Here is a 16,809-nt window from a genome sequence, read left to right on the forward strand (position 1 = left end):
CTCGTGGTTTTGCTCAGTTACCCAACCCGCTCAGGAATTTAATCAGGTCGCGCACTTCTTCTTCGGAGTAACCGTCGGCAAGTCCGCCCGGCATGATGGAGCCGCTTTCTGTTTTGACGGCTATTTCTTTTTTATCGATTATAACCGGCTTTTTCGAATCTGTGGTTGAGACGCTAATCATATCGGCATTCTCAAAAAGCTTTATACCTTGAATCAGTCCGCCTTTTTTTGTTTCAACCATGATCCTGTTATAACCCTCCTTTACATTTTGATTTGGCCAGAGCAACTCTGTGATAATTTCACGTGGCGAAAGCCCCTTTCCGATTGCAGAAAGGTCAGGGCCAATGTTTCCGCCTTTTCCCTGAATCGTGTGGCAGGAGGCGCAGGAGGGATTTGCATAGTACAAGGCTGCTCCCTTTTTTGCATCACCTCTTTCGGTGATGGCGGCATTTAATTTCTCCACATAATCAGGACTATAAGCCCGGGTTGTGAGAGCCCCGTTTCCCGACATCCTTTTCAGCTGCCTTTTGAGTTCAGGCGCGTCGATTCCTTTCAGATCAAGGATTTCAATCACCTGTCTGGAGCGATCAGCCGACAGGTCAGCATTTTTGAGCAGGTTCGTAAAAGCAGGAATCCCGCCTTTCTGATCTATCACGGGAGAAATCATATCACGCAAACTGGCAGGGTCCGAAGTTTGTATGACCTCCTTTAAAGTAGCGCGGGCAGCCGTTTGAATGTCCAGTAAACTCAGGCTTTTGAGAGATGCCATCTTCATCGACTTGGAGGATTCAGGATTATCCAGTATTTTTTTCAGAAGAACCAGGCTTGCTTTGCCTCCCAGTTCCACGACAGCCTGAAGACTTTCACCCTGTATTTTTTCACTAACGGTGTTTCCGGCTGCAAATTCCTGTAATGTGGGCACCATTGCTTTGATGTTCCATGCTTTTACGAGACGGATGATCTGGATTTTTACATGGTCCTGCCCGGGAGATTGCAGGATTTGTTTAAGCCTGGAAACAGATTTTTCTGGCAGCAGCCGTGGTTTTGTTTTACCTAAACTTTCAAATAATAACGCATCGGATTCAGAAAACGGATGATTGATTACAAACGTGATATCTTCCGGGGTTCCTTTCCGGGCCAGGTTCAGCAGCAGGCTTCGTTTCGTGTCGGCCGAGATGTTTTCCGTTTGGGCCAGGGATCGGAATTGTGCTGCCGTGTACCCGTCAGGCGGCGAAACAGCCACCATATACGCAAGATGTGACGGCTTGTTGAAAGTAATATTTCCTGTTTGAAGAGCGGGAGACCAATACGGCTCTAATGCGTGGATCGCTTTTTCAAGAGCATATTTTATAAATTTATCCACTGGATGATCCAGCACCTGAGCGGCAGTAACGATAGCCAGCGGTGTACGCATATTGGCCACGGCTACCAATGCTTCAAGCCTTACGCCGGGATCGGTATCGTTGATGAGGGGTATCAACATCTGCAGCGGATCTGGTAATCTGTCCGCCCACCGTCCTGCTGCATGTGCGGCATAGCTTCTAGCCCCGGGATCTGATCCTGCTGCCAGAATTTTCAGTAGTTTTTCATTGACTATTTCATGGCTTTCGTAAACCCCGATGGCTTCCATGATATGGTGCTCATAGCCGGGGTCGCCAGGGTGTAATTTAGCAACCCAGTTAGACATTGCTGTTTTTACTTCGTCAACCGGACTTTGCGCCAGCAATCGTTTTACCTGATACCTGACCCAGTGTTCATCCGATTTCAGGTACTCCGGCAGATCGGCAACGCGGGTTCTGGCAAGGTCGGGCGGAGTGAGCAGCTTTCGGTTGTTCGCCGTGATCCGCCATATTCTTCCATGGGTCTTGTCACGATCGGGATGGCGCATGGATGCCTGATAATGACCAATAATCGGGTTGTACCAGTCAAGCACATAAAGCGCACCATCGGGGCCTACTTTGATATCGATCGGCCGGAAGCTCCTGCTGGTGGAGTTGAGCAGAGGTTCCAGTAATTGCGAGATGTATCCCGAAGAATCCTTTGTTACCCGCATGCGCTCAACTTTGTTGTTATAATAGCCGGCGACTACAAAATCTCCCTGTAGGTCGTCGGGCAGGTGTTTTGTGCGAATAATTTCAATGATAGAGCCTTTGATCACGAGCTTGCCGATGGGTGGCAGCAGGGCGCGGTGGCTGCTTTTGATCATCCCGGGCACGGTATAGAACAGTTCGGGATCATTGGCCTTATGGAACATTTGTCCCCAGTCCCCGAAATTCATTCCCCAGGGGTTTACACTCGCCATGGAACCATCCAGAAACCCGTCGAGCCTTCGCTGCAGTGGGCGGTACCTCCATATACCGGCGCGGTCGGCCTTTTCTATTCCCCAGGGCGTTTCCACGCGGCTGTAAATGCTATGGCCCTGCGAAAAGAAGAGCTCACCCCCGGGACTCCAGACAAAGGAATTGATCGTTTGGTGTGAGTCGTTGGTGCCAAAACCAGTGAGCAACACATCCCTTGTATCCGCTTTACCGTCTCCATTGGTATCCTTCAAAAACAGCAATTCCGTTTGTTCTCCGAGGTAAACACCGCCATGGCCCAGCTCGAAGCCCAGCGGCATATGGAGCCCTTCCGCAAAAACAGATGAAAAATCGGCTTTACCATCCTGATCCCGATCTTCCAGGATCATCAGTTTGTCATTGGGTTTTGTGCCGGGGATCAGCTGGGGATACGAAGGGATCGTCAGAACCCAAAGCCTGCCTTTTTCATCCCATCGCATTGCACAGGGATCCGCGATGCCCAGCTGTTCCGAAGCATAGAGCTCTATTTTGTATCCATCTGCAATTTGAAATGACGCCATTTCGGCTTCAACCGAGTTATCCTTCTCCGAGGCCGCCACGGACATGGTATTCACCTGAGCACGGGTAACACCGGTGATGAGATGTAACAAAATAATTGCGGATGTAACCGGGTATTTTTTTGTGAACATAAAAAGGTATCTATGTTAGTCAATAGGCTCTCACCAATTTGGTTTGTTCCGTATAAATTCGGTTCTCAGCATCTTTCATCAGGTTTTCAAATAATTTCATTTCTTCCGGAAAAATGCGTTTGCTTTTGTCTGTCCAGTCGTGGCTGAAAGGAACGGTCATCCGGTCGCCATACAAAAAGGCCCAGTTGCCAGGCCTCCAGTAGTTAAACCACAGGATGTTCTTCCTGAGAATTTCATCACGAAGCGGCTCAAGCTTTTCGGTATAATCATCAGGGAGCTTTAATTCCCGAAGAATAGCCGAAGCCATCAGTCGCTGCCCCTCCGCAGTGAGGTGTATGCCATTGGTTGTTAAAGTGCCTGCCAGCGCAGACTTCTGCAAGGGATGGTACACATCCACAAACCCAATTCCCAGCAAGGCCGCCAGATCCCTCACGGCTTCCACATATTTTTCGAGAGGTGCCGCCGCAAGCGGGTTTTCGGTGGTGTGGCTGAGTTTGTCTGGTTCAAAAGGAGTAGGCGAGAGGAGGAAAATCCGACGTTTGTCGTGGCGGATCGTGTTGAGCAAATTTTTGTAGGCTGATACAAATGATTCCAGACGGCCCATACCTTCCAGAGATTCCGTTTGTCCGAACTGTACAAATACGGTACCTGCTCCCAGGCTGTCGATACTGCTGCTCCATGATCCAAACCCTACATCCCTGAACTGCTCATACACTGTATCGCCATCCCATCCCAGATTTCTCAACTTCAACTTAAGCTGAGGATTACCAGCCAGGAGCATGGTTTCCAGATAGGCGTCCTTGCGCATGTTGGCAATGTTGGTTCCTCCTGCAAAAACGATGGGGTCTGCGCTGCTGAAATGAAGGGGGGTACTTCCCAGCCTCTTGTCCAGAGGCTCTTCCAGCATTTCATTGAGTGCCGACTCCCCCAAACCAGCCAGGGAAATCACAGGATTGTGCACCAGTTTTTTGATTTTGTACCGCACAGTCTGGGGGTCGCCGCTGTGTATCTGTAACGCGATATACCCCGATGTATCTCCTCCTTTGTCTCTGACTGCAACCGCAATTTTTCCATTGATAGCGGTCCAGATCCGGTCACCGGAAGCCAAAATTTCGTAATGGTTCCACTGGCCCGGCTTTACCGCTTTCTCGCCCCGATCAGACCAGAATAATTTACCCCGACCGTGCTCATGATATAACCTTCCCCAAACATCCTTCCCCATGTCGGCCTGGTATCCCCTGGCCTGCCCATATGCATTCACTTTTTGAGAGCGAAACTGAATGCCCGCATTCCGGTCGTTGGGGCCGAGCTGTACATCGATACTGAGATAGAAATCGGCTACTTTTACCTCAGACCATAGAAACTGGTTCTTCCCGACCTTTTTTGTCGCTTTGCCGATAATGACGCCATCCTGAACAGACCAGAGCGTTAAATCAGAGGCGGTCCAGCCATTCAGACTTTTTCCATTAAAAAAACGGTTATCAGTCGTAGGCTGTGCGTACATTGGGGTCATCGACAGCAGCAGCAATAAAGTCTGCAGGGTTTTTACAGGCCGACAAAAGATTGCTTTGGTAAACCGAAGATACAATAACCGCATGTTTCTGAGTTTAAATTTAGATACGTACCGCCTGACGAGCGAGCAAAACCCATTTGCCGTTCTCTTTTTGCCAAACCATCAATACTTTGAGTTTAACTGTACCCGGTTCCTTGCCGGCATCATGCGTATGAGCAAAAAACGTGTGACGAACAATGGCCGTTTTGTCTACGATCCTGATGGTCTGTTCCGTTAATTCAAGAGAATTGAAATTGTATTTGCCGGTAACCATGGACGCTATGCAGGTCTTTTGATCTTCAACCAGGCCGTTGGAATGTCCATAAGTAAGGGCAGCGGAAGTTAGTTCTTCGAAGGTAGCCTGGTCGGGGTCCACCATTGTTTTTCTAAATTTTTCAACGGCTTCGGCCACCGCTTTTTCATCGGCTGACTGTGCGATCACTGAACCTGCGCTCATAAAAAAAATGATTAGGATAAATAATAGGTCTTTCATATAAACTGAATTTGGTTTACTTTTTTTGCTGTGCCCGGTAATTGGCAATGGCCTCGGAGATCGTCAGGGCTCGGGCATATATACTGACCTTGCTTACCAGTCCGGGGCCTTTTGGACTTATTTTTAATTCCTTTGCACCGGCAACGGATTTCAGGTTCGGATTGAAACGGCCCCATCCAAACTGCCTGGTATGCCCGCCATCGTTGAGTATACCGTCAACGACGAAAGATATAATCCTGGGGCCGCCGTCAAGGATGATGCTGGCATAGTGGTCTTTACCTGGCTTCAGTATATCTACATCACAGCTCCATGCCGATTGCACCCTTCCGTCGTTCAATGTTATTTCAAGGGCCTTTTTGTCGTTTATTCCTACAAACCAACCTTTCCCGGTCGAATCCCGGGCGTCCAGAAGAACAGGAGCTCCTGCCAGGTCTTTAAGATTAAAAGTGATGTCGATCGAAAAACCGTTCGTCAGCATCATACCGCCGCCATCCATACGTGCAGGATCTCTTTTAACAAAGTCTGGCAGCAGGGGGGCTGGCACTGTTCGGGAAGACTTTTGTCCCTGACCCGGCCAGCTCATAAGAATGCCCTCGGCTTTCTTTTTGTTTTCGAATTGTGCCCACAAACCATTGAGCAGTTTTGGGTCAATATGATGTACCCTTGCAATATCCTTTTGTGTTTCGGTGATATAGTAATTTCCCCTGTCTTCAACCAGGTCGGGATAGCTCATTCTGATCAGGGGATCGTCATCGTACAGGAGTACCTCCGGCTGTGTCCATTGAATGATCTTTCCTTTTGGAGAATCGACCTCAATGCCACCGCTTACCCAGGCTGGATTACGGTCTTCGTAGGCAATATTCCGGCGGTTGGGGTGATTCCGGATAAAAACGCCGCCGTGGTTATGAAACCAGTAGAGGTACTTCCCATTTTCACATTTCCACACAAAATTGGCAGCCCGCGGATGTTTCATGAGGCGGCCGTCGGCATATCGCATGTATTGCGGTGGCTCCCAGGAATGGCCCTTGTCTCGGCTGTAAGTATAAGCGGGATGTCCGTCAATGGTTCGGTATACGCAGAAAAAAGTGCCGTCGCTGAGTACGACCAGGTTCTGTTCTTCGGCGATCGGTCCGCCGCCCTGGGCAGGAGTGCGCAGCCCGACCTCTCCGTCTGGGAGCGTCAGCCATTGGGCTTTTGCCGGGTCCGGGACGGACAGAAGGTCTGGGCTTTGTAACAATGCGCCCTCGCTCGTGGTGAAAAAGCCTTCCCCAAATCCACCCACTTTGTGAATCGGCACATACGCCGATTTTTCAAATGCAAATGCTCTCCCCACATTCCAGAAGTACTGTATCTTGCCCTGATACGGGTTTTTCCGGTCAATGTCAAAATTCCTGACCGGAATAGTGATCCTGCCGGGCGACCAGCTTTTGCCGTGGTCATCGGAGTATTTGAATACAAAATAACCCTGGCTGTCAACCCGCTTCACAAGTCCGTCCCTGTAAGGAGGATTGTCCCCCTTGACGGCACGGGTATTGTCCGTATTGTGATTGTAAAAAACAAAAATTCTTCCAGACGGAGCTTTTAATAAAACTGCATAAGATGCTTCTGGCCCTCTGGAGGGTTCTACGTCCACTTTGTCGATCCAGGTTTTACCCTGGTCCAGGCTTCTTTGGGAAATTACGTGCTGTCCTGACTCACCCTCATGGCTTTGGCCGGTCGTCAGCACGCATAGCCAGGCTCCGTCATTGGTTTTGACAATATAAGGCTGGTCACTGTAACTTTCATCAGGAATGACCAAGCCCGTTTTGATGTTCCGGGAGTCGGGCTGGGCCAAGGATTGCGTTTTGAAAAGTAGTAAAGCAGCAGCTAAAAATGCCAGTCCCATTATTTTTGAATTGAATTTCATATTTCTTGTTACCGACAAATTCATTGTTTCTTTATTTTAATGATTGCATAAGGAGAAAGTGCAGGAATTTCAAGAATTACCCGGTTATCCTGAATTTGGGGTTTTAAAGAGGTGCTTTTTATCAGTCTTGCGTAATCGCCAGTAGCCTCCGCCTGGTCATGTTTGTTTTTAGAATAGGCATCCGGCAGAAGCAGAGTGAACTCCCAGTCCTTGTCTATTCCCATACCGGACATATCAAGCGAAACAGAAAACGGCTCTGCATGGGTACCCCATTCAACCAGATGTAAGGCAATGGCCTGGTTTGTCTTCTCGGGAATGGTTCTGATGAATGCATACACCTCCTCTGAACCACCGGTTATCGTGACGAAGGGTTTGCTGTACCGGCTGTCCGTGAGGTTCTTGCCGCTAACGGCTGCATCCTCGTAACCATCCATCAGAGCCGCATTTCCACGAACAAAGCCGTACAAATCCGCATATTCTTCTGGCCTTCCATAGTATCTGACCGAGCCGGTAGGGGTTGATTTCAGGTATACATCCCAGGGGACGATCAGGTGCCCGCCGCTGGCGTAGCTGGTTGCGATTACCCTCCTGGTAAAATTGACATCTTCCGAAACGAACGTGAAAACCTGTGCTTTCCCAAGCTTTTCGGTGGCTTTGAACTTGGCATATATAATTTGAGGATTGGCTTCCTTTACCGGCAGTTCAGCCATACCGAAGTCAAACAGGTGATAAGGTGAAGTCCAGTCGCTGTTGTAATTGTTGCTTGAAAAGGGCACATGATGTCCGGCATACGCATCGAGTTGTTTACCCATATCCTTAAAAAAATCTTCAACGGAAGCTTTCTGGATATCCTTTACAGTTGCTCCCGAGGCTGCAGCCTTGCTTTTGCAGAAGCTGCAGTAACAACCACCCCAGGCCATGGCCGCCATATTCATCCTGGGGTCATCTACCTGAATAAAATCCGCGCCGGCATCGATAAGTCGCTTGGTGTGCGCCAGATACGTGGCCCGGTAATCATCGCTGTTCACACAACCCCAAAATACGCCCCAGCCTTCCATCCAGGGTGCAGTTAGTCGGGCTCCTCCCGAATCCAGGATCCGGCCCAGGGTTTGTCCTCCTTTTGTGTCGGGCAGGTTGGCATTGACCGTGCCGCCATATTGGTATCCACGTTTTTTTACCTCCTGAATCCACGTCTTATCGTCATTGTATACCCAGTCGAGCCTGGAAGCATGGAAAGCAGCTGCAACAGGGAAAGTCTGAAGGGTGTCAGCAGCATTGGCGGGATGCTTCCAGCGTGATGAAAAGCAGACATCGCTGTAACGCGGCGCACCCGGAACGGCGACCCGTTTCGAGGCCATCAGTTGAGATCCGGGTCCGGGTATTTCATTTTTTTTACAGCCCGATACATTCAGTGAAATTGCCAGCAGAAACAAAAGAAGAATAGTTCGGGCGTTAAAACACCTGTTATATCCAAAAGCTGATTTTCTATGCAAAAATTGTTTACCGTTCATAAGGTCAGATAAAAAGTTCAGGAATAGTTTGGATGTTTTGGTGAAAAACAATCTGCTGTTCGGAGGATGTTTACAGAGATACAACGCTTGGGAGGTGGAAATACTGCCATCATGATTCGTTAATTGATGCTTCCCTTCTGGCCAGGGGATACTCGTGACAGAGGTAATACCGCCGTTCTTCGTCTTCCTCAATCTCGGGAAACCGCTGGCCGTAATCTACCAGGAACACATTATCGTTGTAGTCGTCGCATACGCTGGATATCTCGGCACTCAGTGTGTATCCGGTTCCGTCGATCTGATATCCTGTCCCTTCTTCTCCCCAAAACTGATGAATGGTCCTCGGATGTATGGTGAGGCTTTCTCCCGGCCGCAAGCGCACGATTTCGCCGGGACCGAGACGGCGTGTGCAACCGTCTACCTGCGTCAGAAAAGTTTCTTTGGACGGGTTTCCGTCTGCATCTGCTTTGGTAAGCTGAACCAATACGTTACCTCCCGCCCGGCAAATGATATCTTCTCTTTTGGAAAGATGGAAGTGCGCAGGTGCACGTTGATTTTCGGGATCGATAAGCCACTTTTCTGCATATTGTTTCAGATAGGCAGGATGACTGGGGCGTCCGTTTCTAACGGTAAACAAGGTCCTGCCGATATTGTGAAAATCCTTGCTGCCAAAATCGGTAACATCCCAGCCCAGCATACACTGCCTGATCTCGTCATATTCTGTACCAATGGTTTCCCACACCGCGGGCGTCCAGTTTGCAAAAGGGGGAAGGTGGGTGCCGAAATGTTTAATGACTTCCCTGGCAGTATCGATGCTGTTGTTAATAATGGATCGTTTTAAGTTCATTTTATTGAATAAATGCTCTGGTTGGAAATTTTTTGAGGACAATACCCGGTAACCCCTCCCGGCAGCAACTCGCCGGGAGGTTAGGGGGGGGTGTTTGAAAAAGGGAGTTCTTAGTAACCCGGATTCTGAGGAAGCAGGTTGGGATTGATTAATATATCATTAATATGAACAGGGAGCAGCGCTTTCTTATCTGTATTGAGTACCGCCTTCACCCGGCCAGTCCGCAGCAGGTCGTACCAGCGGTGCCCTTCGAAGCACAGTTCGATGAAACGCTCTTCCTCGATCGCGATGAGGACGGCTTCTTTAGTTGTAGCGGTGGTATTGGGCAGGCCGGCGCGTTTTCTGATGGTATTCAGCAGGTCAATAGCCTCGGTAACTTTGCCAAGCTGGGCTTGCGCTTCGGCCTTCATAAGGATCACATCGGCAAGCCGGAGAATGATAAAGTTACTGTCACTGAACCGGCTCGCACCAACAATGGTGCCCTGGTATTTAGCCACTGACCGGACATTTTTATAAGTGGAAAGACTGTCGCTGTAGAATATGGCCCCTGCTTTCCTCAAGTCACCATTTACAAATGCATTTTCGATTTTTTTGGAAGGAATCAGTATCTGTTCTCCGCCCGTTTGCACTTTGGTACTTCTGGGGATAAATAATCTGACCAGTGTATTGAGTTCCTGATTATTATAATTGTACTGAAGCTCCCAAATGGATTCGGCGGTATTTTTGGCCGTAAAAATTGAAGCATAACTGGCTCCCGGAGCCAGGCTGTATACCGGACTGGCTATAACCTTTGTGGTGTAATCCACTACTGACTGCCATTCGTTGGTTTTATTATACGAACTTTTCCAGAGATACACCCGTGCCAGTAGTGCCTGCGCAGCGCCTTTGGTTGCTCTGCCTCTTGTATCTAAGTTAGCGGAATACGAAACTGGTAATTTGCTTTCAGCCTCTTTCAGGTCAGCAACTATTTGATCCAGTACTACCTCAGCAGGAACTCTTGATACCTTCAGATCCACATTCAGGGAAATGGTGGGTTCCAGAACCAGAGGCACCGCGCCCCATAAACGGGTAAGGAAAAAGTAATTAAACGCCCGGAGAAAATAGGCTTCGCCCAATATGCGGTCTCTCACTGCATTGATGGATGGGTCCTGAATGGCCGGGACTTTGGCCAGGATGTTGTTAACGCGGTTAATGGATACGAAAAATTTATTCCAGGTTGCGTAGGTACTGCTGGTGCTAATGTTATCCTGTGTGAACTCCAGCACGGTGGGGTCGGTAATGCCGATGATATCCACCGGCACCTCCAGATTATCGCAGCGCGCATCTCCCCAAACGATCCACCTCGGGTCGTCTCCTTGTATAGCGTCGTAGGAGGCGGTTACCGCGGCTTCGGCATCATTGGCTGTTTTGAAAAAAGTAGTTTCGGTAAGGGCGCTTGGCGGTACCTGATTGATAATCTCCGTGCAAGCAGACACAGACAGGATCAAAACAAAGGCTATCAAAAATGAATATGGTCTCATGATCATTGACAATTAGAATGTAAGATTAATACCTGCAAGGAAGGTGCGTGTCTGTGGATAAACACCCAGGTCAATACCTCCGAGCAGCGGATAACCACTCCTGAAATTCACCTCGGGATCCAGCCCCGAATACTTGGTGACGGTAAACAGGTTTTGCCCTGTCACATATACTTTGGCTCCCTTTATCTTTATTTTCTGAATAACCGAAGAGGGTAAATTGTATGCAAGGGTAACTGTTTTGGCCCGCAAGTAGGACCCGTCTTCCATCCAGCGCGTGGAAACCAGTCCGTTTCTGGCAACGGTACTTGTTGTACCGCGTGGTACGTCGGTGATGTCGCCCTCTTTTTTCCAGCTTCGTAACACTTCTGTTGTGGACGCGTTAAATACAAACCCTCGGTTGGAAGTCAGCCGGGTCTGGTTGAAAATCTCATTTCCATAAGACCATTGCAGCAAAAATGAAAGATCAAAGCCCCTGTATGAAAAAGTGTTTGTCATACCGCCTGTAAACTTTGGATTTGCATTTCCGATGATGGTCCGATCACTGGCGGCATTAATGATCCCGTCTTTGTTCAGATCCACATATTGCATGTCCCCTGCCTGGAAAAGTGGCCCGGAAGCACTGCCATCTCGCATATTAGCGGCCTTTGCTTCTTCTGATGTTGCATAAACCCGACCCGTGGCTACATATCCGTAAATTACCCCGATCGGCTCGCCTACCCGCGCCAACCCCACCGGCGTTTCGCTGTAGTATGCGGCGTCACCTACGGTTTGAAGAATATCCGCATTGTTCTGCGATAGCTTAATGATTTTGTTTCTGTTGAAAGAAAGATTGAAATTGGTGGTCCAGCGAAGCTCCCTGGCCAGGTTCAAAGTACTCAGACTGAATTCGAGGCCCTTGTTCTGGGTATTGCCGACATTTTGAAGAGACGAGGAAAAACCGGATGTGGAAGGGAGATTCACCTGTAGCAGCAAGTCCTTCGTCCGTTTAAGATATACTTCCGCCGAGAACTGAATGCGATTGTTGAGTATTGCAATATCCAGTCCTATATTCGATTGTGTGGTAGATTCCCAGCCCAGGTTCGGATTTGGAATGGCAGAAGGTGCAATTCCAGGTTTTCCACCATAATTGCTTCCCACATTGTACAATCCCTGCCATCCGTAATTGCTGATCTGCTGATTGCCAACCACCCCTATACTTGCCCTTAATTTAAGGTCCGTAAGGAAGTTAGCGTCTGCAAGGAACGACTCTTTCGACAACCTCCAGCCCACAGAGGCCGACGGGAAGAACCCAAATCTTTTGTCGCTCCCAAACCTGGAAGAGCCGTCCCGGCGAATGGAAGTTGTGAACAGGTATTTGTCATCAAATGCATACGTCAGTCTTCCGAAATAGGAGACCAGGCCCCAGTTTGAGTTGGAACTGGAGGCACCTGTAGGTTGTGCCGCGGCATTCAGCGTGGCAATATTATCAGTAGAACCCTGGTTGGCAGAAGCAAATATAGCCTGCGATTTAGACTCCTGCTGGCTGTATCCTGCCAAAACAGAAAGCGTATGGTGCTGTGCAAAAGTCCGCTGGTAGGTAAGGGTATTTTCGTTGACCCAGCTAAAAATCTGGTTATACCCCGTCGTGGAAGGTCTGGCCGCTCCTCCGCTGATGTAGCTGGGGATAAAATAATCATCCTTTATACCCAGAAAGTCGATACCCAGGCTCGTGCGAAAAGAAAGATTTTTCATGAGCAGATATTCCCCGTAGACATTGCCTATCAGCCGGTTATCCTGCGTTGTGAATTGGGTAGACCGGGCCACCGCCACGGGATTGGGGCGTCCGCTCGGTGCAAGCGTATAACTTCCGTCAGTATTGTAAATTGCTTCTGTGGGTAATATCCGTATCGCGTTGGTCAACACAGAATTGGCATTGTCTCCCTCCGGTACCCGGTTTCGGAAACCACCCGAAACCGCAATACTGGTTCCAAGTTTCAGTCTTGACAAAGAACTGTAATCCAGGTTTACACGACCGTTGTAACGCTTGTACCCCGTATTGATAATCACTCCTTTCTGATCGTAATATCCCAGACTCATCGCATATTTCACCTTATCACTTCCACCACGGAGAGACAGGTCATAATTTGAAACCGGGGCATCCCGGAATATTGCACTTTGCCAGTCGGTATCATAACGACTGGTGTCGATACCCATATTAACCGGCTGACCGGCCATCAGCAGCGCGTTTTTGATGTAATCCTTTTCCTGTGCAGCATTGAGCAAAGCAAGCTTCTTCTTCACCTGGGCAACACCGGTATAGGCGTTAAAACTAAAGGAAGCGTTGCCTGCTTTTCCCCGTTTGGTGGTGATAAGTACCACGCCATTCGCTCCCCGTGCACCGTAAATGGAGGAGGCCGCAGCATCCTTCAAAATTTCCACAGATTCAATGTCATTCGGACTGATGGCAGCCAGCGGATTGATGCCGTCACCTCCAAAGTTGCCGATCGGGGAGGGGGTGTCGCTGCTAATGGGCACACCGTCCACCACATACAAAGGGCCATTCCCTGCATTCAGAGAAGTATTTCCACGAATCCGAACGGTGACGCCGCCCCCTGGCGCACCCGTGTTCTGCACCACCTGGACCCCTGCCGCACGGCCCTGTAATAACGCATCGGCGCTGGCAACGGGCTGATTTTCCATTTCCGATCCCTTCACGGAAGCAACGGACCCTGTGATATCTTTGCGTTGCTGGGTTCCGTACCCCACAACCACAACCTCTCCCAGCGCTTTGGTATCGGACTGGAGGATCACATCCAGTTTACTTCGATTGACAACCTCGATTTCCTGTTTTTCATAACCCACTGAACTGAATACGAGCGTCACTTTCCCGGCAGGAATGTTGAGGCTATATTTCCCCTCGGTATCTGTGGTGGTACCGGTTGTTGTGTTTTTGATGACTACGTTCACACCCGGCAGCAATTCACCGGATTCAGAAGATACCTTCCCCTGAATAATGGTATCAAATAAAAGATGCTGATTCACGGCATCAGATTTTACAGCTGCCCCCATGGCAAAGGAGGGCAGACAGGCCACCACGATCCACAGACCGAGCGCATGCCTGAAATGAAATCGATTTTTAAGTAATAAATTTTCCATAGATTAGAATAGTACAATTTTAAGGGTTTGAAAATGCTTTCTCGGCTTCGTGTTTATCCTTTGGCTACACCTTCGATACGGGCGTTGCTTCGGTACAGTTAGCTGCCTTCAATAAGATTATATCCAAAAATAAATGAACGATTCTTTTAAATCCGCATTAAAATCAGGGCAGAAGAGCCGGTGAACTGAAAAAACGTTACCGGAAACGTTGCCGGTAAAAAAATAATTATCATAAAATATCTTCGAATATTTTTATCGGAACTTTAAGCGCTCCAATTTTAGGCATTTAAAAAATTATAAATTAGTGAACTGAACCCAATGAGGCTTACCTCCGAAACAAGTGATGATCGTTGTGTTCTATTTTCTATATTTGTACTGTGCCACACCATATACCCTGTAACTAATGAGAGGTAAGCAAGCTACCATTTGGGATATCGCAGTCAAGCTGAATATTTCTATATCCACAGTTTCAAGGGCACTGAGAAACGCTGCGGATATTAATCCTGAAACAAAAAAGGCTGTATTAAAACTGGCAAGTGAATTGGATTACCAGCCCAATGCCATTGCCTCAAGTCTGAGAAACAGCAAGACCAACATCATCGGTATCATTGTTCCGGAATTTATCCATGCCTATTTTCCGAAGGTGATTCTCGGCGTACAGGATGTTGCCAATCAATCGGGTTACAAACTGATGATCAGTCAGTCGGGGGAATCTCTGGAGATAGAAAAAGCCAATATACATGCAATGGTATCCAGCCGTGTGGACGGTCTGATTATGGCGTTATCCCGCGAGACAGATACCTATGACCATATTCTTTCCGTTCAAAAAAGAGGTATCCCGGTAGTCTTTTTCAACCGGTTTGCAGATGAACTTACGGGTTCAAAGGTGCTTGTGGACGATTATAAAGGTGCTTTTGAAGCAGTGGATTACCTGATCAGGACCGGATGCAGGAGAATTGCGCATCTTGCGGGCCCCGAAAAACTGACGATGAGCGGCAACCGGATCAAAGGCTATCTGGACGCTCTGAAAGCGCATAACATTCCTGTTTTGGAGGAGCTTATTATTCCTTGTGATTTTATGGAAGGGAAGGCCAGGCAGGCCACGCAGCATTTACTCAATATGAAAGAACGCCCAGATGCTATTTTTGTAGTGAACGACCCGACGGCAATAGAAGCATTGATATGTCTTAAGGAAAACAATGTGCGTATTCCAGATGAAATATCTTTGATCTGTTTCTCTAATGCGCCACACAGCACCTTTGTAGATCCGCCGTTGTCCGCCATCGTTCAGCCACTTTTTAAGATCGGGCAGACAGCCGCCCGATTATTGATAGGGCAGGTTGAGCAGGGCAAAAACTTTATACCATCTACCGAAAAGCTTGAAACCGAATTGGTGATCCGAAAATCGACCAGGCCGCTTTTTTAAATATGCTTCTTGAATGGCTGCTACCAGCGCTCATTACAAAAGGGCAATAGCTGTTTATTGATTTCATCACACATATTGCCTTTCGGAAGCAATGGCAGTTTTTGGCAGGTATTTAATCGTTTCCCAACAAATACCTGTAGAGTTTATATAAAAAGAGAATCGAGGCCAAAGTAAAAACCCATAATGACCAACAATCCGGTTAGCCAGACGAAAGGAAGGTGCTGACGTTTCCCACTCCTGGCTAATCTCTTATTTGCAGATAGATTCACGATGATGCAGATGATGAGTATTGGCACAACAATAGTTCCTGCTCGTGCTCTTAAAAATCCTATGCTAAACGTATAAATATCTCCGCCTTGGGATAAACGTACTTTTTGGACCGCGTTAGTAAATATAGATCGCATTAAAGTGATTCTATCTCCCTCGTTTATTTTGTAAAATGCAGCCCTTGTTACCGTGAGGAGGCCGTTTTCCGTTTCAATTTCATACGTTTTATAAGTTGTGTGTCGGCCTCTCGTGCTAGTAATTTTCTTGTATGACGGTTTTGACATCCACTTTAAGAGGTACTAAGTATGAATCAGCATACATCAGCGCACACATTGAAAGGCAGAATAGAAGAAGATTGCGGTTGAATCTTTCTGTCGACATCATCGCAGTTTTTTGAGAGAGATTTGGGTTGTTATAGGTGTTGAAAGTTGAAAAAATGCCTGTGGTTTTTGGTGGTGGTAACTGTGATTTTGCTGGGGTAAAGTTGCGAATTTTATTGCGCTTTTTGAACTTGCTTACTCGGGAGGTAAAAATTCAACCTTGGGTTTAGGTATGTAAAAAGTTGGATAGAAAAATGGGCCGCCACCATCTTTGTAGGTAGTAACCTTATTGCCGCTCTTTACGTAGGTCCAAGCTGCTTCGCCATCGTGAGAATTTGCGAACTTGACTTCGGTGGTGTCATAGGGGATGTTCATTAAAAACTCTTCCGTACCATCATAGTAGAAAAACGGTACTCCTTTAATCTTAATAGTCCTCCTTCTTGGGTTTTCTGTGAAGTATCGCCGGTAAGCTGATTTGGTCTGAACTGTAATAATTGTGCTGTCGGGTAAAATCTTGTCAATTGTGATCGAGTTTAAGGCATCCTCGCAATGCTCCTCAGCTATAAACTGTTCGACAAAATGAATGACTGAACTATCTAGCTGGATTGACGTGTAAGACTTAGGCTTTTCGGTTTCTTGACGACAAGCACTTATTGTAACTATAAGAAGGCAGATTATCCCGTTTTTCATCAACCGCTTTATAAAGGCTCGTTTAATAATCAACTTTCAGTTTTGACACAAGATCATGAAAAAACTGAGGACTCCAAATGTCCAAAACACCGGCATTCGGTATAAATCTCCGAATATCATCCTTGATCCGCTGGAATTTAACCGAATCTATCTTCGCAT

The 16,809-nt window shown here is 47.8% G+C and carries 10 protein-coding genes; 1 reads left to right on the top strand and 9 read right to left on the bottom strand.

Annotated elements, in window-relative coordinates; all coding sequences use genetic code 11:
- Positions 1–13: 13 nt before the first annotated feature.
- The 8 genes from KOE27_RS29955 to KOE27_RS25495 all read right to left on the bottom strand — a co-directional run bounded on the left by KOE27_RS29955 (position 14) and on the right by KOE27_RS25495 (position 13,947).
- On the bottom strand, positions 14–2,986 hold the full coding sequence (locus tag KOE27_RS29955) for a PVC-type heme-binding CxxCH protein (protein ID WP_215241505.1): 2,973 nt from the start codon (positions 2,984–2,986) through the stop codon (positions 14–16).
- A 19-nt stretch (positions 2,987–3,005) separates the two neighbouring features.
- On the bottom strand, positions 3,006–4,583 hold the full coding sequence (locus KOE27_RS25465) for a family 16 glycoside hydrolase (RefSeq protein WP_215241506.1): 1,578 nt from the start codon (positions 4,581–4,583) through the stop codon (positions 3,006–3,008).
- A gap of 16 nt (positions 4,584–4,599) precedes the next feature.
- A complete protein-coding gene (locus tag KOE27_RS25470) occupies positions 4,600–4,995 on the bottom strand; it encodes a nuclear transport factor 2 family protein (RefSeq protein ID WP_229252955.1) in 396 nt (131 codons plus the stop codon).
- 52 nt (positions 4,996–5,047) lie between these two features.
- A complete protein-coding gene (locus tag KOE27_RS25475; protein WP_215241508.1) occupies positions 5,048–6,961 on the bottom strand; it encodes an exo-alpha-sialidase in 1,914 nt (637 codons plus the stop codon).
- Positions 6,958–8,295: a hypothetical protein gene (locus tag KOE27_RS25480; RefSeq protein WP_215241509.1), complete on the bottom strand. Its 1,338-nt coding sequence runs from the start codon at positions 8,293–8,295 to the stop codon at positions 6,958–6,960. The genes KOE27_RS25475 and KOE27_RS25480 overlap by 4 nt, the downstream gene beginning before the upstream one ends.
- Before the next feature lie 262 nt (positions 8,296–8,557).
- Positions 8,558–9,292 (bottom strand): D-lyxose/D-mannose family sugar isomerase, encoded by a 735-nt coding sequence (locus KOE27_RS25485; protein ID WP_215241510.1) that lies wholly within the window; start codon positions 9,290–9,292, stop codon positions 8,558–8,560.
- A gap of 110 nt (positions 9,293–9,402) precedes the next feature.
- Positions 9,403–10,812, bottom strand: coding sequence for a RagB/SusD family nutrient uptake outer membrane protein (locus KOE27_RS25490; RefSeq protein WP_215241511.1), 1,410 nt, complete (start codon positions 10,810–10,812; stop codon positions 9,403–9,405).
- Between the two features lie 12 nt (positions 10,813–10,824).
- A complete protein-coding gene (locus KOE27_RS25495) occupies positions 10,825–13,947 on the bottom strand; it encodes a SusC/RagA family TonB-linked outer membrane protein (RefSeq protein WP_215241512.1) in 3,123 nt (1,040 codons plus the stop codon).
- Between the two features lie 403 nt (positions 13,948–14,350).
- Here KOE27_RS25495 and KOE27_RS25500 point away from each other — a divergent pair, with 403 nt between their 5' ends.
- Positions 14,351–15,373, top strand: coding sequence for a LacI family DNA-binding transcriptional regulator (locus KOE27_RS25500; RefSeq protein WP_215241513.1), 1,023 nt, complete (start codon positions 14,351–14,353; stop codon positions 15,371–15,373).
- 782 nt (positions 15,374–16,155) lie between these two features.
- On the opposite strand, the gene KOE27_RS25505 is transcribed toward KOE27_RS25500, so the two are convergent.
- The gene (locus KOE27_RS25505; RefSeq protein WP_215241514.1) at positions 16,156–16,650 is read right to left on the bottom strand and encodes a hypothetical protein; all 495 of its coding nucleotides are present in this window, start codon (positions 16,648–16,650) and stop codon (positions 16,156–16,158) included.
- Positions 16,651–16,809 lie beyond the last annotated feature (159 nt).

The organism is Dyadobacter sp. CECT 9275, from assembly GCF_907164905.1.
Classification (GTDB): domain Bacteria; phylum Bacteroidota; class Bacteroidia; order Cytophagales; family Spirosomataceae; genus Dyadobacter; species Dyadobacter helix.

What these genes read in the sequence shown, in the direction of transcription:
- KOE27_RS25495 (WP_215241512.1), bottom strand. Translation starts at nt 13,947, where the DNA reads ATGGAAAATTTATTACTTAAAAATCGATTTCATTTCAGGCATGCGCTC.
- KOE27_RS25465 (WP_215241506.1), bottom strand. Translation starts at nt 4,583, where the DNA reads ATGCGGTTATTGTATCTTCGGTTTACCAAAGCAATCTTTTGTCGGCCT.
- KOE27_RS25490 (WP_215241511.1), bottom strand. Translation starts at nt 10,812, where the DNA reads ATGAGACCATATTCATTTTTGATAGCCTTTGTTTTGATCCTGTCTGTG.
- KOE27_RS25500 (WP_215241513.1), top strand. Translation starts at nt 14,351, where the DNA reads ATGAGAGGTAAGCAAGCTACCATTTGGGATATCGCAGTCAAGCTGAAT.
- KOE27_RS25470 (WP_229252955.1), bottom strand. Translation starts at nt 4,995, where the DNA reads ATGAGCGCAGGTTCAGTGATCGCACAGTCAGCCGATGAAAAAGCGGTG.
- KOE27_RS25475 (WP_215241508.1), bottom strand. Translation starts at nt 6,961, where the DNA reads ATGAATTTGTCGGTAACAAGAAATATGAAATTCAATTCAAAAATAATG.
- KOE27_RS29955 (WP_215241505.1), bottom strand. Translation starts at nt 2,986, where the DNA reads ATGTTCACAAAAAAATACCCGGTTACATCCGCAATTATTTTGTTACAT.
- KOE27_RS25480 (WP_215241509.1), bottom strand. Translation starts at nt 8,295, where the DNA reads ATGGCCTCGAAACGGGTCGCCGTTCCGGGTGCGCCGCGTTACAGCGAT.
- KOE27_RS25485 (WP_215241510.1), bottom strand. Translation starts at nt 9,292, where the DNA reads ATGAACTTAAAACGATCCATTATTAACAACAGCATCGATACTGCCAGG.
- KOE27_RS25505 (WP_215241514.1), bottom strand. Translation starts at nt 16,650, where the DNA reads ATGAAAAACGGGATAATCTGCCTTCTTATAGTTACAATAAGTGCTTGT.